Consider the following 15,391-nt stretch of genomic DNA (forward strand, 5'->3'; position numbering starts at 1 on the left):
TATAGCTGCCGCCAACTGTATCAGGACATAAAACCCCAAAGAGAGTTGCCGCGCTCCACGAGGCAACTCTCTTTGGGGTTTTGATTTTGTCCTAACAAAACTGGCGGCAGCTATATATTTAATTAAGCCCACTTACTTATATGATCGAAAACCATAGATATTAGGAAAAAGTAATGCAAGACCAAGAAACGAGCTGGCAATCCTTAATCCTAGTTGCCATATTAGGAATTCTCGCCGTAATTAGTTTTAATTCCTTCGTAATTATAAATCCTGGCGAAGCAGGTGTACTGAGCATATTGGGGAAAGCGAAGGATGGCGTATTGCTAGAAGGAGTACATTTCAAGCCGCCCGTAATTTCACAGGTTGATGTCTATGATTTAACCGTCCAGAAGTTTGAAGTCCCCGCCCAAAGTTCCACCAAGGATTTACAACAACTCACCGCAAGTTTTGCAATTAACTTTCGACTCGATCCCATTGAGGTGGTAACCATCCGCCGTACTCAAGGCACTTTGCAAAATATTGTTTCCAAAATCATTGCCCCACAAACTCAAGAATCATTTAAAGTGGCTGCGGCAAGACGCACCGTAGAAGAGGCAATCACTAAGCGTGACGAGCTTAAGCTAGATTTTGATGAGGCTTTGAGTCAACGTTTAAGTAAGTATGGCATTATTGTTCTAGATACCAGCGTAGTCGATCTAAATTTCTCAACCGAATTTTCCAAGGCGGTAGAGGAGAAACAGATTGCCGAACAACGCGCTCAGCGAGCTGTATATATTGCCAGAGAAGCCGAACAGGAAGCTGAGGCAACGATCAATCGCGCCAAGGGTCAAGCGGAAGCCCAACGCCTCCTACGCGAGACCCTAACTTCGGAACTATTGCAAAAACAAGCGATCGAAAAATGGGATGGCAAGTTTCCCCAAGTATTAGGAGGAAACGGTGCGGTTCCATTCCTAAATCTAGATATTACCAAATCGCAAAAGTAGCATTAATAACCGCATTAACAAAAAACAAAAAGAGGGCTGAGCTCTCTTTTTGTTTTTTGTTAATGCATTCCCTTGGCGTAATTTTGAATTTCACCAATATTAAATACCGCACCAAACGTTAGTCTTTCCTTGGCATAAAGCTCTGCTCCCCCCTGTTGGCGATCGACCAGCGTTAATACATGGGTAACAGTGTAACCAGCATCACGTAATTTCTCGACAGCGAGTAATGCCGATTGCCCAGTTGTCACCACATCCTCTAGCACTACCACATTCGTGTTTGGTGCAAGTTCAGGACCTTCAATCCATGCTGCCGTTCCATGTCCTTTTGGCTGCTTACGAACGATCAAAGCAGGAATTGGTCTATTTTCATAGGCAGATACCACACTTACCGCACTCACGATCGGATCGGCTCCCAAGGTTAAACCCGCCACTGCCCCTGTCTCTGCTGGCAACATCTCTAATAAGACCTGTCCCGTCCACAAAGCACCAAATGGATGTAGTGTGACTAATTTGCCATTGATGTAATAGGTGCTTTTTTGCCCAGAGGAGAGGATAAAGTCGCCACTTTTATAAGCAAGACGACAAAACAGATCGAGCAACTTTTCGCGATTTGGATGTTCCACAACTTTGACTTAGCTTTTGATTTTGTAAATACTTTTTTAGTTTAAATGCTGCTCATCCCCTCACAACAAAAAATTGAGCTCCTGTTGCCAGTCATATTAAAGCAAAAAGACCAAACGAGAGATGCGGCGCACCGTGCCGCATCTCTCGTTTGGTCTTTATAGCTACAGTTACTTGACTTAGGACAAATCAAACCCCAAGAATTGATTGGCGGCGCAAGCGCCGCCAATCAATTCTTGGGGTTTATGTACTAGTACGCTTGGCAACAGCTATACACTTGGCGTTAGCTATGCTATATATCAATTTTCTGAAACCAGTCAATTTATGACTGGATCTGCTACATTAGTCAGCGTCCAACTTTGAGGATGCGTATTTATATGAGTACTAGATTCTCTTGGCTTGCTTCATCGCTAGTTGCAGCTTCAACGCTGCTGGCTAGTGGTGCTGCCTTTGCCGACCCTTTGCTCACCGATCAAGATCAATATCCTCGCAACTTTCCTGCCACCTATCCTCAGGTACAGAATAAAGTCTTGGATATGACCTCCGATCCCAACGTTCCTGCCCCCTATATCAATTTTCAATATAGGGATCAATGGATGGAACAGCAAATCAATGCTTTTCGAGCAATCAATCGAGAAATGATGGATTTGCAAACCGTCAGCGATGCAACAATTCGCACCCGTGATTTGCCCACTTCTTATTGTTCCTCTTTGTTAAGTGAAGGATTTAATGCCTGCTCTGCTCCTGAAGAGCCTGCACCTGTAGTTCCTGTCACTCGACCAGAGGTTCCCGCCGCAGTGCCTGCTCGTCCTGTTCCCGCATTATGGTAATCGGTTAAATTACCTAAATAAGTTTTTTGTGTTGAGTCTTGATTACCCACGATATCCAATTAATTACCTACCAATTAGCTATCTATAGCTAGGTAGCTGGTCATAATTAAAAACCAGAGTCAAAAAGCTATAGCTCATGCACAGCGTGAGCTATAGCTTTTTAAGCTTTAATACATTTGGCGACAGCAATAACAACGTCGCTCATGTGGGGAATTGGTATTACCTAGATGAGCAAACCATAGGATGGGGGAAGAATAAATGTCTAAACTAGCTCCTTAGTTATCGTGCTTGATTTGATTTTATGCATCAAAACCTTACTGGGACTGTTTTACAATCCCTTAATTTTCATCACATATAGGGGAATTAGTATAAACTAAATAGCGAACGGAAGCCCAAAAATCAAACTATGACCAAATTTGACTTTCTGTCGGATCTCCAGAAACCTTGGCACTACATGGATGTAGATCGAGTATTGGCAACTTTGGAATCCTCGGCAGAAGGGTTATCCTATGTGAATGCTCGTCAAAGGTTGCGGTTCTTGGGAGCCAATAAATTACCGCGATCGCGTCCGATTGGCAAGGTTCTGTTACAACCTTTTCTCGATCCCTTGACCTATATACTGTTGAGCGCAGCCATTTTTTTGCAGTGGAATGGTGCAGAGGGATGGGCGTTAATCTTGGTAGGGGGATTGCATGGAGTGATTGGAGTGGCGATCGCCCTATGGTCAATTAAAACTAGAGAGAAGGTCAGTCGCGATCGCCCTCAACGTCGCCAACATACGCCTTCTAATTCCGTAATTGTATTGCGCGATCGCGAAGAAATGGAAATACCATCGAGGGATTTAGTACTTGGGGATGTATTGGTATTGAAGGAAGGCGATCGCCCCAATGTCGATCTGCGAGTTCTAGAGACATCGGAGGATTTACGCATAAATCAAACGAATTTGGGCGGTGAGGCAATTTGTACAAAGCAAGCCGATTTGACCTTTGAGGAGAAAACGCCACCCCTCGAATGTAGCAATATGATCTATGCAGGAACGGAAGTTTCCTCAGGAACTGCCAAGGGAATTGTCATTGCGACTAGTCGCTTTACTCAGGAGCAGGCTGCCTTGATTAAGGAAAAGCCATTTTCGGTTATGCATTCGGAATTGCGCCAACTACGTCAAGTCTGGATTGGATTGCTGCTATTAGTGACGACAACTGCGATCGGCTTTGCATGGCAAAGGAGTATTACGATCAATGCGATGACCGCTGCTGCCCTCATCGTCAGCACCTATCCCCAGAATCTACTACGTATCGCCACCCAAGTGCAATTATTTGGAATGCGCGATCTTGCCAAACAGAGGATATGGGCAAGATTTCCTTCGACATTGGATGCGATCGCCAGAGTGACCACGATTGTGCCAATTGTGGAGTCAGATGTGGTGCTGAGTTTTGATAATTTGAGTCGCGCAGGCATTGAGTGGCGCGGCTTAATCCGTGCTTCCGAAGATGATGCGGAAGCCTTTAGTCGCGTAATTGGCATAGAAACCCATAGCTATTTTGAGGCTCCTCAAGAACGGATTCGCCAATGGCAAGGTGAGCGTCTAAAATCGGCTCAAGCGGTCGCTGTCATTGGCAATGATGTGGAGGATATTCCTTTATTAAGAACAGCCGATATCGGCATTTGCGATCGCACAGGTTGTAAAGAATTACAGGATAGTGCGGGGCTAATTTTGCCCAAAGAAGACTTCCATTATTTGCCGATTGCTATTCTCGAAGGACGCGCTATCTTCGATCGGTTGCAACGCATTGCCCTCTTGACTGCCTCTAGCTCCTTTACCTTAGCGATTCTGACCCTCATGGATACCGCTGCAGGATTTTCTATCCCACCATTGCAATTAATCTGGGTCGGTGCGATCGCTACACCTCTCGTTGCATTTCCGCTCATCCTCGAACCCACCCACGAAAACCTGCTATTGCAGCCCGCCTATCGCTTCCAAACCATGTTACGCCCTAGCAATTACCTGCGGATCTTGCTGGCCGTTACCGCTACGATCGCCGCTATTTCCGCTGTCTTTTGGTTGAAATACCAAGGTCAAGCGTCATTATTTTCAGAAGCGCGAACGATGGCATTTATCACCCTTGGCTTTAGCCAAATTTTCCATGCCTGTGCGATCGCCCGTCGTAGTGTGTTTGGCAATTTGCCACTTCTCCTTAGCATTTCCTTTGTATCTATCTGCCAAATCGTTTTCGTACAGTTTCCGTGGTTTAGCGATCTGATGGCAACAATTCCTCTCAGTGGAATTGAATGGGCGATCTCTATCCTCAGTGCTACCGCAGTATTTTGGGTACAAGAGTTAATTAAAACTGGCTAAGCGAATTTTAAAATTTACAAAAAACATGAATTTTTTCGTTTTTTTGACTCCAGACTCGATGCATCGAGAATAATTTGATGGAATCAATGTAAGCTTCAAATAGACCATGTAGACCATAGATCGCGAGATCGCGCTAGCAATCATTAAACCTATGAGCTTAATGCCCAAGCATTTAACCAAAACTGCTGTCCTTTCAAAAGGAAAAACCCTCCCAGCGACCAAAGTAACTTTCAGACAATGGAGCTTGGTGACAAGCTTAACCTTCGTCCTGCTATCAGGATGCCAAGAACAACCAAAAATAGCCCCCACAACCACCCCAACGGCTACTGCCACGGCGGCGGCAACTAGTAAGGATAAAGAGGGGGTTTTAGAAAGGGTAAAGGCTCGCGGCAAACTGTTATGTGGCGTAAATGGAAAGCTGTCAGGATTTAGCTATGTCGATGATAAAGGCTTGTGGAGCGGCTTAGATGTAGATTATTGCCGAGCGATCGCCGCTGCCGTTTTGGGAGATGCCAGAGCCGTCGAATTTAAACCATTGCTTGCCAAGGATCGGTTTACCGCGATCCAAAATGGTGAAATCGATATCCTTATGCGGAATACTACGCGCACCTTAACCCGTGATGTCACACCAAACATCTCTTTTGCCCCCACGACCTTCTTTGACGGGCAGGGAGTGATGCTTAGAATCGGGGCAAAACCCAATTCGCCCAACAGTTCGCCCAGTGCTAGCCCCAGTCCTAGTAGCAATTCTCCCAATAGTTCTCCCAGTTCTCCTAGCAGTTCCGCTAGTCCTAGCGCGTCGCCCAGTTCCGCCCCTGAGAGTCGTACCGATCGCCCTGATAAGGATGGTAAATCAGATAAGGATAGTAAATCAGATAAACCGCTCTCTAAAGCTAGCGATGAATCATCGATCGCGCTCAAAGAACTGACTGACAAAAAAATCTGCGTAGAAACGGGAATTAACGCCGCAAATCTGGAATCAACCTTTAAGGAAGCCAATATTGCGATCGAAGCTATGGTTTTACCCGATCTGGATAGCGTTTTAAATGCCTATACCAAAGGAGACTGTGATGCTATCTCTTCTGAAAAATCCCAACTTGCCGCATGGCGGAGCAAACTGCCCCGTCCTGCCGATCACAAAATTCTCGATTTGAGTTTATCCAAAGAACCGCTCAGCCCCGCCTTAGTTGGTAATGACGATCGCTGGCGGGATGTGGTGACATGGGTAATTTATGCCACTTTCTATGCCGAAGAGTTGGGGATAAATATGGATAACTACAATATCTTTAAGGACACGAAAAATCCCGAAGTCTCCAGATTCCTTGGTACATCAGATTCCCTTGGCATTGAGTTGGGGCTTGCCCCAGACTGGACGACTCAAATCCTCAAACAAGTCGGAAATTATAATGATATTTACAGCCGTAATATTACGCCCCTAGATATTCCACGCGGTTTAAATCGCCAATGGAAGCAGGGGGGATTGCTCTATTCGATGCCCTTTAGATAGAAAGTTTGTGCGGTAATGGTGTAATGAAGTAACGCGCTGAGCGCGTTACTTCATTACTTATTTAGGACTATCGCAATGTCAGCTTTGGTTAGGATATAAAACCCCAAAGATAGGTGGCGGCGCTTCGCGCCGCCACCTATCTTTGGGGTTTTGCTTTGTTCTAAGCATGGGGATAGCAATTTCTTTAATTAATTCTTAACCCTAGCGAATTAACTTATTAAAGTAAAGCAGCAAAACAGCGATCAAATGGGTAATAAGTAATTGTGCCAAATAAATTACCCAAACCCGTAAAGTTTCGCCCCGCAGGGGCGAAACTTTACGGGTTTGGATTTGTAATTAATTACGCCTAGTTACTTATCCATCACAATCGTTATTAAATAGCTAAGCCAGTTTAGGGATATATCGATGTCATTTATCATTTCAGCGATCGCTTCATTAGTTTCCGTCTTAGTGTTTTTTAACAGTAAACGTCTCGTCGATCATCGCATCGCCCAGTTAGTCATCAGAGCGATTGCGGGTTTAATTGCTTTATTTTCCTTAGTCAATGCAGCAACCCGTCTCATCGTCGTTATCCCCGCAGGAAATGTTGGTGTAGAAGACTTTCAGGGCAAAGTTAGCGATCGCACCCTCCCCGCAGGCATCCATACTATTAATCCCTTTGCCGAGGTAGTACAGTTCTCCACTCGATTACGGGATGTTAAGGAGGAGATTGCCGCTACATCTAAAGAAGGCTTATCCCTAGCGATCGATATCAGCTTGCAGTACCATATCGATCCCACCAAAGCAGGCAGTATTTATCAAAATATTGGGCTCGAAGAAAGAGAAATCTTAATTTCAAGATTCCGCTCAATTTCGCGGGAAATTGTTTCTGGATATCCCGCCGAAGCCGTATATGCTACTAGGCGCGAAGAAATTAGCCTCAAACTTGCCGACAAATTGCGATCGCAACTAGCTCCCCTCGGCTTTATCGTCGATGAAGCCCTCTTGCGTAATGTGAAAGTACCTGAAACCCTACAGGCGGCAATCCAGCAAAGATTAAAAGCTGAGCAGGAAAATTTACAAATGAAATTTGTCCTTGAAAAAGAAACCCAAGAAGCCGATCGCAAACGGATCGAAGCTAAAGGACGAGCTGATGCTCAGAAAATATTATCGGAGGGGCTAACACCCTCAGTTTTGCAATTACGCGAGATCGAAGCAACGGAGAAATTATCGACATCACCCAATTCCAAAATCGTCATTATTGGTAATGGTCAAGGCACACCATTGATCTTGCCAGTAGATCGCGATGCGAGTAAAGCCGTAAGCTCCCCACAACAATAAAATCCTAGAAGAAGGAAGGCGCTGTATAGCACCTTCCTTCTTCTAGGATTTTTTTCTTTAATAGAGATTCCTAAATAATACCAAATCACAAAATGGCTACGCCATTTTGTGATTTTAAAAACCTTACTGGGTTTGGTTTTTAATTCCCAAAAGTGTAGCCACACTTTTGGGAATTGGTATAAGTAGATGGGCATAATTAAAAACCAGAGCCAAAAGCTGTAGCGCACGCTGTACGTGCGCTACAGCTTTTGGGATTTTATATTTAATTACACCTAGATACTTAGGTAAGTTTTACTTCTTCTTATCTTCGATAGTAGTGATTTCGTCGATCGTACCGTTACTTCCCTTGTCAAGTTCGATCGTCAACTTGGCTCCATTACCCGTCCACTTAGCGTAATCCAAGTATAAAGTATTACCTGAAGATAGTTCGAGGTCTGTGCCTTCAAATTTCTGCTCGGTCTTATCATCAATACGACTAATCAGTAAATTGAAGATTGCCTTATTTTTAGTATCGGCAATCTTGATGCCGAGGCGACCTTTTGCAGTATCTAGATTGGCACTAATGGTTCCACCAGCATCAATTTCGACTCCATCTAATTCAAACTCGTAGTCATCTGCTTTTGTGGCAATACCAAATACAATATTGGGAGCTTCAGAACTACTCGGTTTGTAGGATAGACTGCGACCGCTTGCATCGAATTGAATTAAATCTTTCTCAGTCTTGCTAACTTTAATCCCTTCCAAGCCCAGATCGTAGCTAGGACCGATCATCACAACATCGATTAGTTCTTTGCTATTACTTTTTTTGTTACCTTGTAAATTAATGGTGAATGGAACGCCAACGGGAATATTGTAGATCGGTTCTTCATCATCTTTCCAAAGTTCGCTACTCTTGATAGGAGTGAAGGTGGCTCCTGAAAAAGAATTTACAAATTTTTCATTCTCATAGCCAATTTTTTGATTGCCGTTAGTAATTAACAGATCGGCATCTCCTTCAAGGAAAATTTGATTGAATTTCAGTGTTCCATTTGCATTAACCTTAGCCGATGATTTTTCAGAACTATTATCATCAGATTGTTCTTCCGTACCGCAAAAATTACAGGCTTGACGCTCGTAGCGGGGTGGAGTGGGGGTTAAGGTGAGTGTCTTAGTATCTGCATCCCCCAAGTACTCCGATTCAGGTTCATCGGGATTAGTGGCTGCATTATATTTCCACGTATTTGCATTGCGATCGATCTCGATCGTTCGCTCTACTTTAGGATGGTTATTGTCATACACCATCACTGCATACTTGCCATCACCTAAATCGCCTACGACATAGGGGGAAATGGCATGTCCTGCCTTAAAGCCAGGTTGATAAATCCCCATGGTATAGGTTTCATCGATACGAGCATTCGGTTTCATCGAGGTGAGAAGGGTATCGAGGATTTCCGATGGAGCTTTGCCTCTGATCTCGCTGGTGGCAGTCGGTGGAACGTACTGGGTGGCAAACCAATAAGCAATCTCACGCTGGAGTTTCTCATTACCCAGCAAAGAGAGATCGGGCGTTTTGCCAAAGCCACTTGCCTTGTCTTTATCGGCATATAAAATCAAACTAAGCGCTGCCATTCCCTCACAATGTCCGCCATTCATGGATTTATTGACTTCATCCATCCACTTTTGGGCGGGAGGAGTAAGAATACAAGATTCTCCTTGGGTAGCGCAAACTTTGCTTCCAAACATCCTTTGCATTTCAACGGAGGAGAGATTCTTAATGCTACTGTCCTCGCCGTAATTTTCAAAACTGAAACCATTGACTGCTGGACGAAATCCAAGATCTGCTTTGATCGACCCCGCAGGGAGGGGTGCCGATGCGATAGCATTCTTGCTATTTGAAGGAAGCGCGCCTTTATTAGCTGAAACACTAGACGAAACTGCTTGATTGGACTGACAACCAACCAAAATAACGATCGCGGATATAGAAGCGATCGCTAGGAACCGAAACAACCGACTCACTAACATCGCAATGTTGCCTTTTTTCAGTTCTAGCATTTGATTTCAAATATTTTGAGCGATCCTGATAGGTTAAGCTACCCAAACTGTTAAAATTTTTGCAAGGTTTAATAAAATTCTTTACAGTTTTATTCATAAAACTCAGACAGGATCGCAAATAGTGAGAATTGCCGTAGATGCGATGGGTGGGGACTTTGCCCCACACGAAGTAATAGAAGGAGCCATATTAGCTCAGACTCAGTTAAATGTAGACATAGCGCTAGTGGGCGATCGCGATATTCTCGCTAATTACCTCAAGCAACATAACTATCAAGAAAGCGATCGCCTAGAGATCGTGCCATCGGAGGGCATCATCGAAATGGATGATGAACCCCTTGAGGGGCTGCGCCGCAAGCCCAATTCTTCGATCGCCGTTGCCATGAACTTAGTCAAGCGCAAGCAGGCTGATGCCGTGGTGTCGGCGGGACATTCTGGAGCGGCTATGGCTGCGGCTCTGTTGCGTTTGGGGCGATTACCGGGTGTCGATCGACCCGCGATCGGTGCATTGTTTCCCACACAGGTAGCCCATAAACCAGTATTGCTGCTTGATGTTGGCGCAAATGTGGACTGTCGTCCCAAATTTTTAGAGCAGTTTGCGATCATGGGATCGCTTTACAGCAAATACGCGATCGGCATCCAAGAGCCTAAGGTCGGCTTGCTTAATATTGGTGAAGAAGCCTGTAAGGGTAACGAACTCGCCATTCGCGTTCACCAAGCCTTGCAAGATAATCCCCAGATTACCTTTGCGGGTAATGCGGAAGGACGGGATATTCTAAAGGGGCAGTTTGATGTCATTGTCTGTGACGGCTTTGCAGGCAATATCGTCCTGAAGTTTGCCGAGGGTGTTGGTAATGCCGTGATGCAGATCCTGAAGGAAGAACTCCCCAAGGGTTGGCGTGGCAAGCTTGGAGCCTTAATCTTGAAACCCAATCTCAAAAAGGTAAAAGAGCGCATTGATGCTGACGAGTATGGCGGTGCATTACTCCTCGGTGTCGCGGGTATTTGCGTAATTAGTCACGGCAGTTCCAACGCCATCAGTATTCGTAATGCCATCCGCGTTGCTAAGGATGCCGTTGATCATGGAGTGCTAGATCGCATTCGCGGTCAAATCAAACCCAAGGTATCTATCCCTGCTGACGATACACCTGACGATCCTCCGACTTAATATCCAGCCTTAATATCGTTTACGTTTTACCCTAGGGGTAAAACGTAAAAAACTTTATCCAGCCATTCAGATCGAATACAGCACATGACTAATACTGCATCTTCTCTCCTTGGAGTCCGTTTTATTGGTAGCGGTTCTGCCGTTCCCGATCGCGTACTTACTAATCACGACCTCGCGCAGATGGTGGACACTAACGACGAGTGGATTAGCTCGCGCACGGGCATCCGAGAAAGGCATATTGCCGATGGAGAGGAGGATTCGGTCGCAAGTCTTGCCTCGAAAGCTGGTCAAAAGGCGATCGCCGCCGCAGGACTGACCCCACAGGATATTGACCTGATTATTTTGTCAACCTCGACCAGTGATGATTTATTCGGTACCGCAGGACGAGTCCAAAAGCTTTTAGGTGCTGAGCGTGCGGTCGCCTTCGATCTGGTCGCCGCCTGTTCAGGCTTTGTTTTCGGCTTAGTCACCGCATCCCAATATATTCATACAGGGACTTACAAAAACGTTTTACTCATTGGGGCGGATGTGCTTTCTCGGTGGGTGGACTGGCAAGATCGCCGCACTTGTATTTTATTTGGCGATGGCGCGGGGGCAGTTTTGTTGCAAGCGAGCAGCCAAAATAAACCCGAAAATAACCTGCTCGGCTTTGAGATGCGGAGCGATGGCAAGGGTAATGAATTTCTCAATATTAATTATTTGGGACGCAGTACCTTTGAACCGATCAGTATGAACGGGCAAGAGGTCTATCGGTTTGCCGTGCGCCAAGTGCCTGAGGTGATCGAAAAGTCCCTGCATTACGCCCAGCTTGAGGTTAACGATCTCGATTGGCTGATTTTGCATCAAGCTAACCAACGCATTATTGATGCCGTAGTCAATCGGTTTGGCATCGATCCCGCTAAGGCGGTCAGCAATATGGGTAAATATGGCAATACTTCCGCCGCATCGATTCCGATCGCCCTTGATGAATGGGTGCAGTCGGGTAAAATTCAGCCTAACCATCTAATTGCGATCGCGGGTTTTGGCGCGGGCTTAAGCTGGGGTTCTGCCGTTTTCCGTTGGGGCTAGACCTTCAGGCGATTTTTGGGGATCCATTTGCTCAGCCCTTCTAAGCGATCGCGCCAAGTCACACAGTCACGAATATCTTCGGGCAAAAGGCTTGCCATATATTGCAATTGAGCCATCGAAAGCGGCGATCGCCCGCAGAAAAAAGGATGTTTGGGCTTGCGGCTGCAATAGCCAAAAAAGATCGCCGAGCGATCGAATTTCGTTGGGGGCTTACCACGATGGTAATATCGCGCCGTATCTACAAAAATCACCGTACCTGCTTTACCCACACAGCTTTTATACCAATTGTCTTGGAGATGGGCAGGTAGCATTTCAAGAACTTCATGGTGTAGGGCGGTCTTGTACCGACGCAGGGATTTAGCGCTCAGTCGCTCGCTGAGGACGTGATTGGCTTCAGGGGTAACGCATTCAAAAGGTCCTCCATCGGCATTGACATCATTGATATAGACACCAACTTTGATCATTTGCCAATCTTCTTTATCGCGATGCCATTTGCGGGGTCCCGTTTCCTGACAATCGGGAAGACTGTAGTAATAGGACAGACCATCATAGGCAACGGGCAATTTGAGGTAGTTCTCAACGATTCTCAAAATCTTGGCATCTGCGCCCCATAAAAACAGTTCGGGATAGCGCATAATCTGCTCGGCATCGATATTTAATGTATGTTTGCCACTGTAAAGGGGTAACTGAGCCTTGTCTTTGAGTTCCTGCGAGATATTTTGAGCAGCCATAAAAAAGCGATCGCTATCAGGAATCGCCAAATCATCTAACGTTGAGACTGATATCCCATAATGTTCTAGTTCTCGAACAATTTTTTGTTCTTCATCTGTTGGACGATTTAGTAAGGGTTGATAGGATTGAATAAATTTTTGATAGCGCGGATAGAGAATTTTTTGCTCGATAATGGCAAGATTGCTAATAAATAGGGCAATATCCGATGGGGCGCTGAGCGCTCGTTGCCATAACTTCTCAATAGTTTGATATGCCTGAGATATAACTACTTGGTGCATCTGCATAAAACCTATGAAACTATTTGCATTCCTAACTCGGCAAGTCTCAGACGATCTAGAGGACTTATGAATTTACCAAAAGTTGCGACTCCTAGATAGCTCCAGCCAATACCAATTCCCCAAATGGCAATGCCATTCTGGGAATCTCAAAACCTGACTGGGTTTGTTTTTTAATTCACAAAACAAAAGCGTTGTGACACTTTCGTGAATTGGTTTAATCTTTGGGCTAGAGAATACCCCGCCATTAGTCCTAAATTTCTTGTTTAATTATTAGAACTAAATCAGCTACCAATTAATTACGGGAGTCTCGGCACTTACCATTGCATGGTAGCCCATATTTATCGCCATGAAGGTTTTGTAGAGGACATAATACCAATTCCCAAAATGGCGTTGCCATTTTGGGAATCTCAAAACCTTACTGGGTTTGGTTTTTAATTTACAAAAGTGTTGTCATACTTTCATGAATTGGTATAAAACCCCAAAAGGATTAGTTGCGGCGCTTTGCGCCGCAACTAATCCTTTTGGAGTTGGAGCAGGTTACGCTGCTAGCCAATTTAAAATTTCCGCATTTACTCGCTCGGGATTGTCATCATGGGCGCAATGTCCCATTCCTTCTAAGTATATGAGGGTGGCATTTGGTGCGTATTGGACTAGCCGCTTGCCTTCTGATGGCGGAATGAGCCGATCGCTACTTCCCCACAAAATTAATAGAGGGGCTTGCAGTTGGGCGAGGGCTTGGGTCAAGCTGGGCGAATAATCGGGTTGATTCAGACTGCGATTGAGGCGGAGAAAAGCCTCGGCAGCTTGGCGATCGCGGGCAGGCTTAGCAATAATTTCTACTAAGCGATCGTCAACGCGATGGCGATTGCTATAGACGATTCCTTTGAGAATTAGGCGAATGACGCATGGCTGACGGATCAAATGAAATAGGGGTTTGACAAGGATGGCCGAAACGATCGCTTTCACGGCTCGTTCGATCGGCTGCAAGAACTTGGGAACCATATCGTTAAAAGCGGCGATATCTGGCAAGCTAATGGTCACGACCCCCGCAGCAATTTCAGGATGATGGCTGGCGGCGATCGCTGCCACCAGAGCACCGATGGAATTGCCCACGATCGTCATGGGGACTTTAATAAATTTTTGCCAAAACCCTAAAACCTGCTCTACCCACAAATGGATCGAATAGTTGATGGGGGGCTTCTCCGAACCACCAAATCCTAAAAGGTCGATGGCGTATACCGTATGGTTTTCTGACAATGCGGGAATATTGCTGCGCCAGTGATCGATCGCCGCCCCAAACCCATGAATTAAGAGGATCGGTGGCTTAGTGGGATCGGCATGAAATGCTCGGCGAAATCCATAGCGCGATCGCCAGCCTCGAAAATACCAATCGCGATATTGCATTACCGTAACTCTCTACATATAAAGACTTGAGAAACCATTTAAGACTTCACTAGATCCCCCCCAGCCCCCCTTAAAAAGGGGGGAGAATTAAATTCTTCCCCTTTTTAAGGGGGATTGAGGGGGATCTCTTAGAGTTTTTGACCGCAGAAAGTAATTCTTAAATGGTTTCTTAGGATCACTTCTTGCAGCACGAGTTGCTGCACTTCCTTCCATCGATGGGAAGCTTGCGGGGTGAGCATTTAGCCCTTAGCGCGAACTAAGCGACCATCGCTAGTAACATGGAGTCCGCATTCTTGGTTGCTCATTTCCCACCACCAGCGACCAGCACGCAGATCTTCGCCTGCTTGAATCGCTCTAGTGCAGGGAGCGCAACCGATGCTGGGGAAATTTTGGTCGTGTAGGGCATTGTAGGGAACATCGTTCTGATGGATATATTCCCAAACCTGTTCGTTTGACCAGTCGATCAGCGGATTGATCTTCGCAATTTGGCGATCGCCATCGAGCTCGACGGTTTCCATGGTCGAACGATTAGCGGTTTGATCGCGGCGCAAACCCGTAATCCATGCGTCCAGACCTTGCGTAGCGCGTCCGAGGGGTTCGACCTTACGGACGTAACAGCATTGTTTGCGGTTCTCAACACTGTCATAAAACAAATTAATGCCTTTGGTACTGACCATTTGTTCCACGGCTTCAGACTGGGGAAACATGATTCGCAATTGGAGTTGAGGATATTTTTGTTGTACCTTTGCGATTACTTCGTAGGTTTCCCCATTTAATCTTCCCGTATCAAGAGAAAATACATGGGCATCGGGTTTGATTTTGGCGATCATGTCGATTAATGCGACATCTTCTGCACCAAAACTAGAGGCAAGCGAGATTTTTTCATAGTTACCAAGCGCCCATGCGAGGACTTCTTGAGGACTTTTGCCCTTGAGCTGAGCGGCTGCGTTGTCGATATCGGTTTGGAGGGTCATTATTTACTTGATGAATCATGACTTAGAGATACTAATGTTATTATGCCCTACGCCCGAGTTCGCGAAATATGCCAAAGATGAGCGATGGCGCTTCGCGTCATCGCTCATGGTGTTTTATAGCT

General features: G+C 45.6%; 12 protein-coding genes. 7 read left to right on the plus strand and 5 right to left on the minus strand.

Going from position 1 to position 15,391, the window contains the following annotated elements; all coding sequences use genetic code 11:
• Window positions 1–173: 173 nt before the first annotated feature.
• Window positions 174–983 carry a prohibitin family protein gene (locus tag AC805_RS19700; RefSeq protein ID WP_055076983.1) on the plus strand — a complete coding sequence of 270 codons (810 nt, stop codon included), beginning with the start codon at window positions 174–176 and terminating at the stop codon, window positions 981–983.
• 59 nt (window positions 984–1,042) lie between these two features.
• Here AC805_RS19700 and pyrE read toward each other — a convergent pair whose 3' ends face one another.
• On the minus strand, window positions 1,043–1,606 hold the full coding sequence (gene pyrE / locus AC805_RS19705; RefSeq protein ID WP_055076984.1) for an orotate phosphoribosyltransferase: 564 nt from the start codon (window positions 1,604–1,606) through the stop codon (window positions 1,043–1,045).
• 375 nt (window positions 1,607–1,981) lie between these two features.
• Between pyrE and AC805_RS19710 the strand changes: the two genes are divergently transcribed.
• The 4 genes from AC805_RS19710 to AC805_RS19725 all read left to right on the plus strand — a co-directional run bounded on the left by AC805_RS19710 (window position 1,982) and on the right by AC805_RS19725 (window position 7,617).
• On the plus strand, window positions 1,982–2,434 hold the full coding sequence (locus AC805_RS19710) for a hypothetical protein (protein ID WP_055076985.1): 453 nt from the start codon (window positions 1,982–1,984) through the stop codon (window positions 2,432–2,434).
• Window positions 2,435–2,840: 406 nt separating this feature from the next.
• A complete protein-coding gene (locus tag AC805_RS19715; protein WP_055076986.1) occupies window positions 2,841–4,790 on the plus strand; it encodes a cation transporting ATPase C-terminal domain-containing protein in 1,950 nt (649 codons plus the stop codon).
• A gap of 160 nt (window positions 4,791–4,950) precedes the next feature.
• The gene (locus AC805_RS19720) at window positions 4,951–6,297 is read left to right on the plus strand and encodes an amino acid ABC transporter substrate-binding protein (RefSeq protein WP_082429571.1); all 1,347 of its coding nucleotides are present in this window, start codon (window positions 4,951–4,953) and stop codon (window positions 6,295–6,297) included.
• 405 nt (window positions 6,298–6,702) lie between these two features.
• On the plus strand, window positions 6,703–7,617 hold the full coding sequence (locus AC805_RS19725; protein WP_055076988.1) for a prohibitin family protein: 915 nt from the start codon (window positions 6,703–6,705) through the stop codon (window positions 7,615–7,617).
• Between the two features lie 291 nt (window positions 7,618–7,908).
• Here the strand turns inward: AC805_RS19725 and AC805_RS19730 are convergent, their stop codons facing one another.
• Window positions 7,909–9,648: a hypothetical protein gene (locus tag AC805_RS19730; RefSeq protein ID WP_055076989.1), complete on the minus strand. Its 1,740-nt coding sequence runs from the start codon at window positions 9,646–9,648 to the stop codon at window positions 7,909–7,911.
• Between the two features lie 121 nt (window positions 9,649–9,769).
• Between AC805_RS19730 and plsX the strand changes: the two genes are divergently transcribed.
• Window positions 9,770–10,813, plus strand: coding sequence for a phosphate acyltransferase PlsX (gene plsX / locus AC805_RS19735; protein WP_072143693.1), 1,044 nt, complete (start codon window positions 9,770–9,772; stop codon window positions 10,811–10,813).
• 84 nt (window positions 10,814–10,897) lie between these two features.
• Window positions 10,898–11,881 (plus strand): beta-ketoacyl-ACP synthase III, encoded by a 984-nt coding sequence (locus AC805_RS19740; RefSeq protein WP_009626306.1) that lies wholly within the window; start codon window positions 10,898–10,900, stop codon window positions 11,879–11,881.
• Here the strand turns inward: AC805_RS19740 and AC805_RS19745 are convergent.
• The 3 genes from AC805_RS19745 to AC805_RS19755 form a co-directional block, all read right to left on the minus strand.
• Complete coding sequence (locus AC805_RS19745) at window positions 11,878–12,891, minus strand: hypothetical protein (protein WP_156341491.1); 1,014 nt, start codon at window positions 12,889–12,891, stop codon at window positions 11,878–11,880. The two genes, AC805_RS19740 and AC805_RS19745, sit on opposite strands and share 4 nt — an antisense overlap.
• Window positions 12,892–13,428: 537 nt before the next feature.
• Complete coding sequence (locus AC805_RS19750) at window positions 13,429–14,295, minus strand: alpha/beta fold hydrolase (protein ID WP_055076992.1); 867 nt, start codon at window positions 14,293–14,295, stop codon at window positions 13,429–13,431.
• A 239-nt stretch (window positions 14,296–14,534) separates the two neighbouring features.
• A complete protein-coding gene (locus AC805_RS19755) occupies window positions 14,535–15,269 on the minus strand; it encodes a phosphoadenylyl-sulfate reductase (RefSeq protein WP_055076993.1) in 735 nt (244 codons plus the stop codon).
• Window positions 15,270–15,391 lie beyond the last annotated feature (122 nt).

Source organism: Pseudanabaena sp. 'Roaring Creek' (genome assembly GCF_001402795.1).
Classification (GTDB): Bacteria; Cyanobacteriota; Cyanobacteriia; order Pseudanabaenales; family Pseudanabaenaceae; genus Pseudanabaena.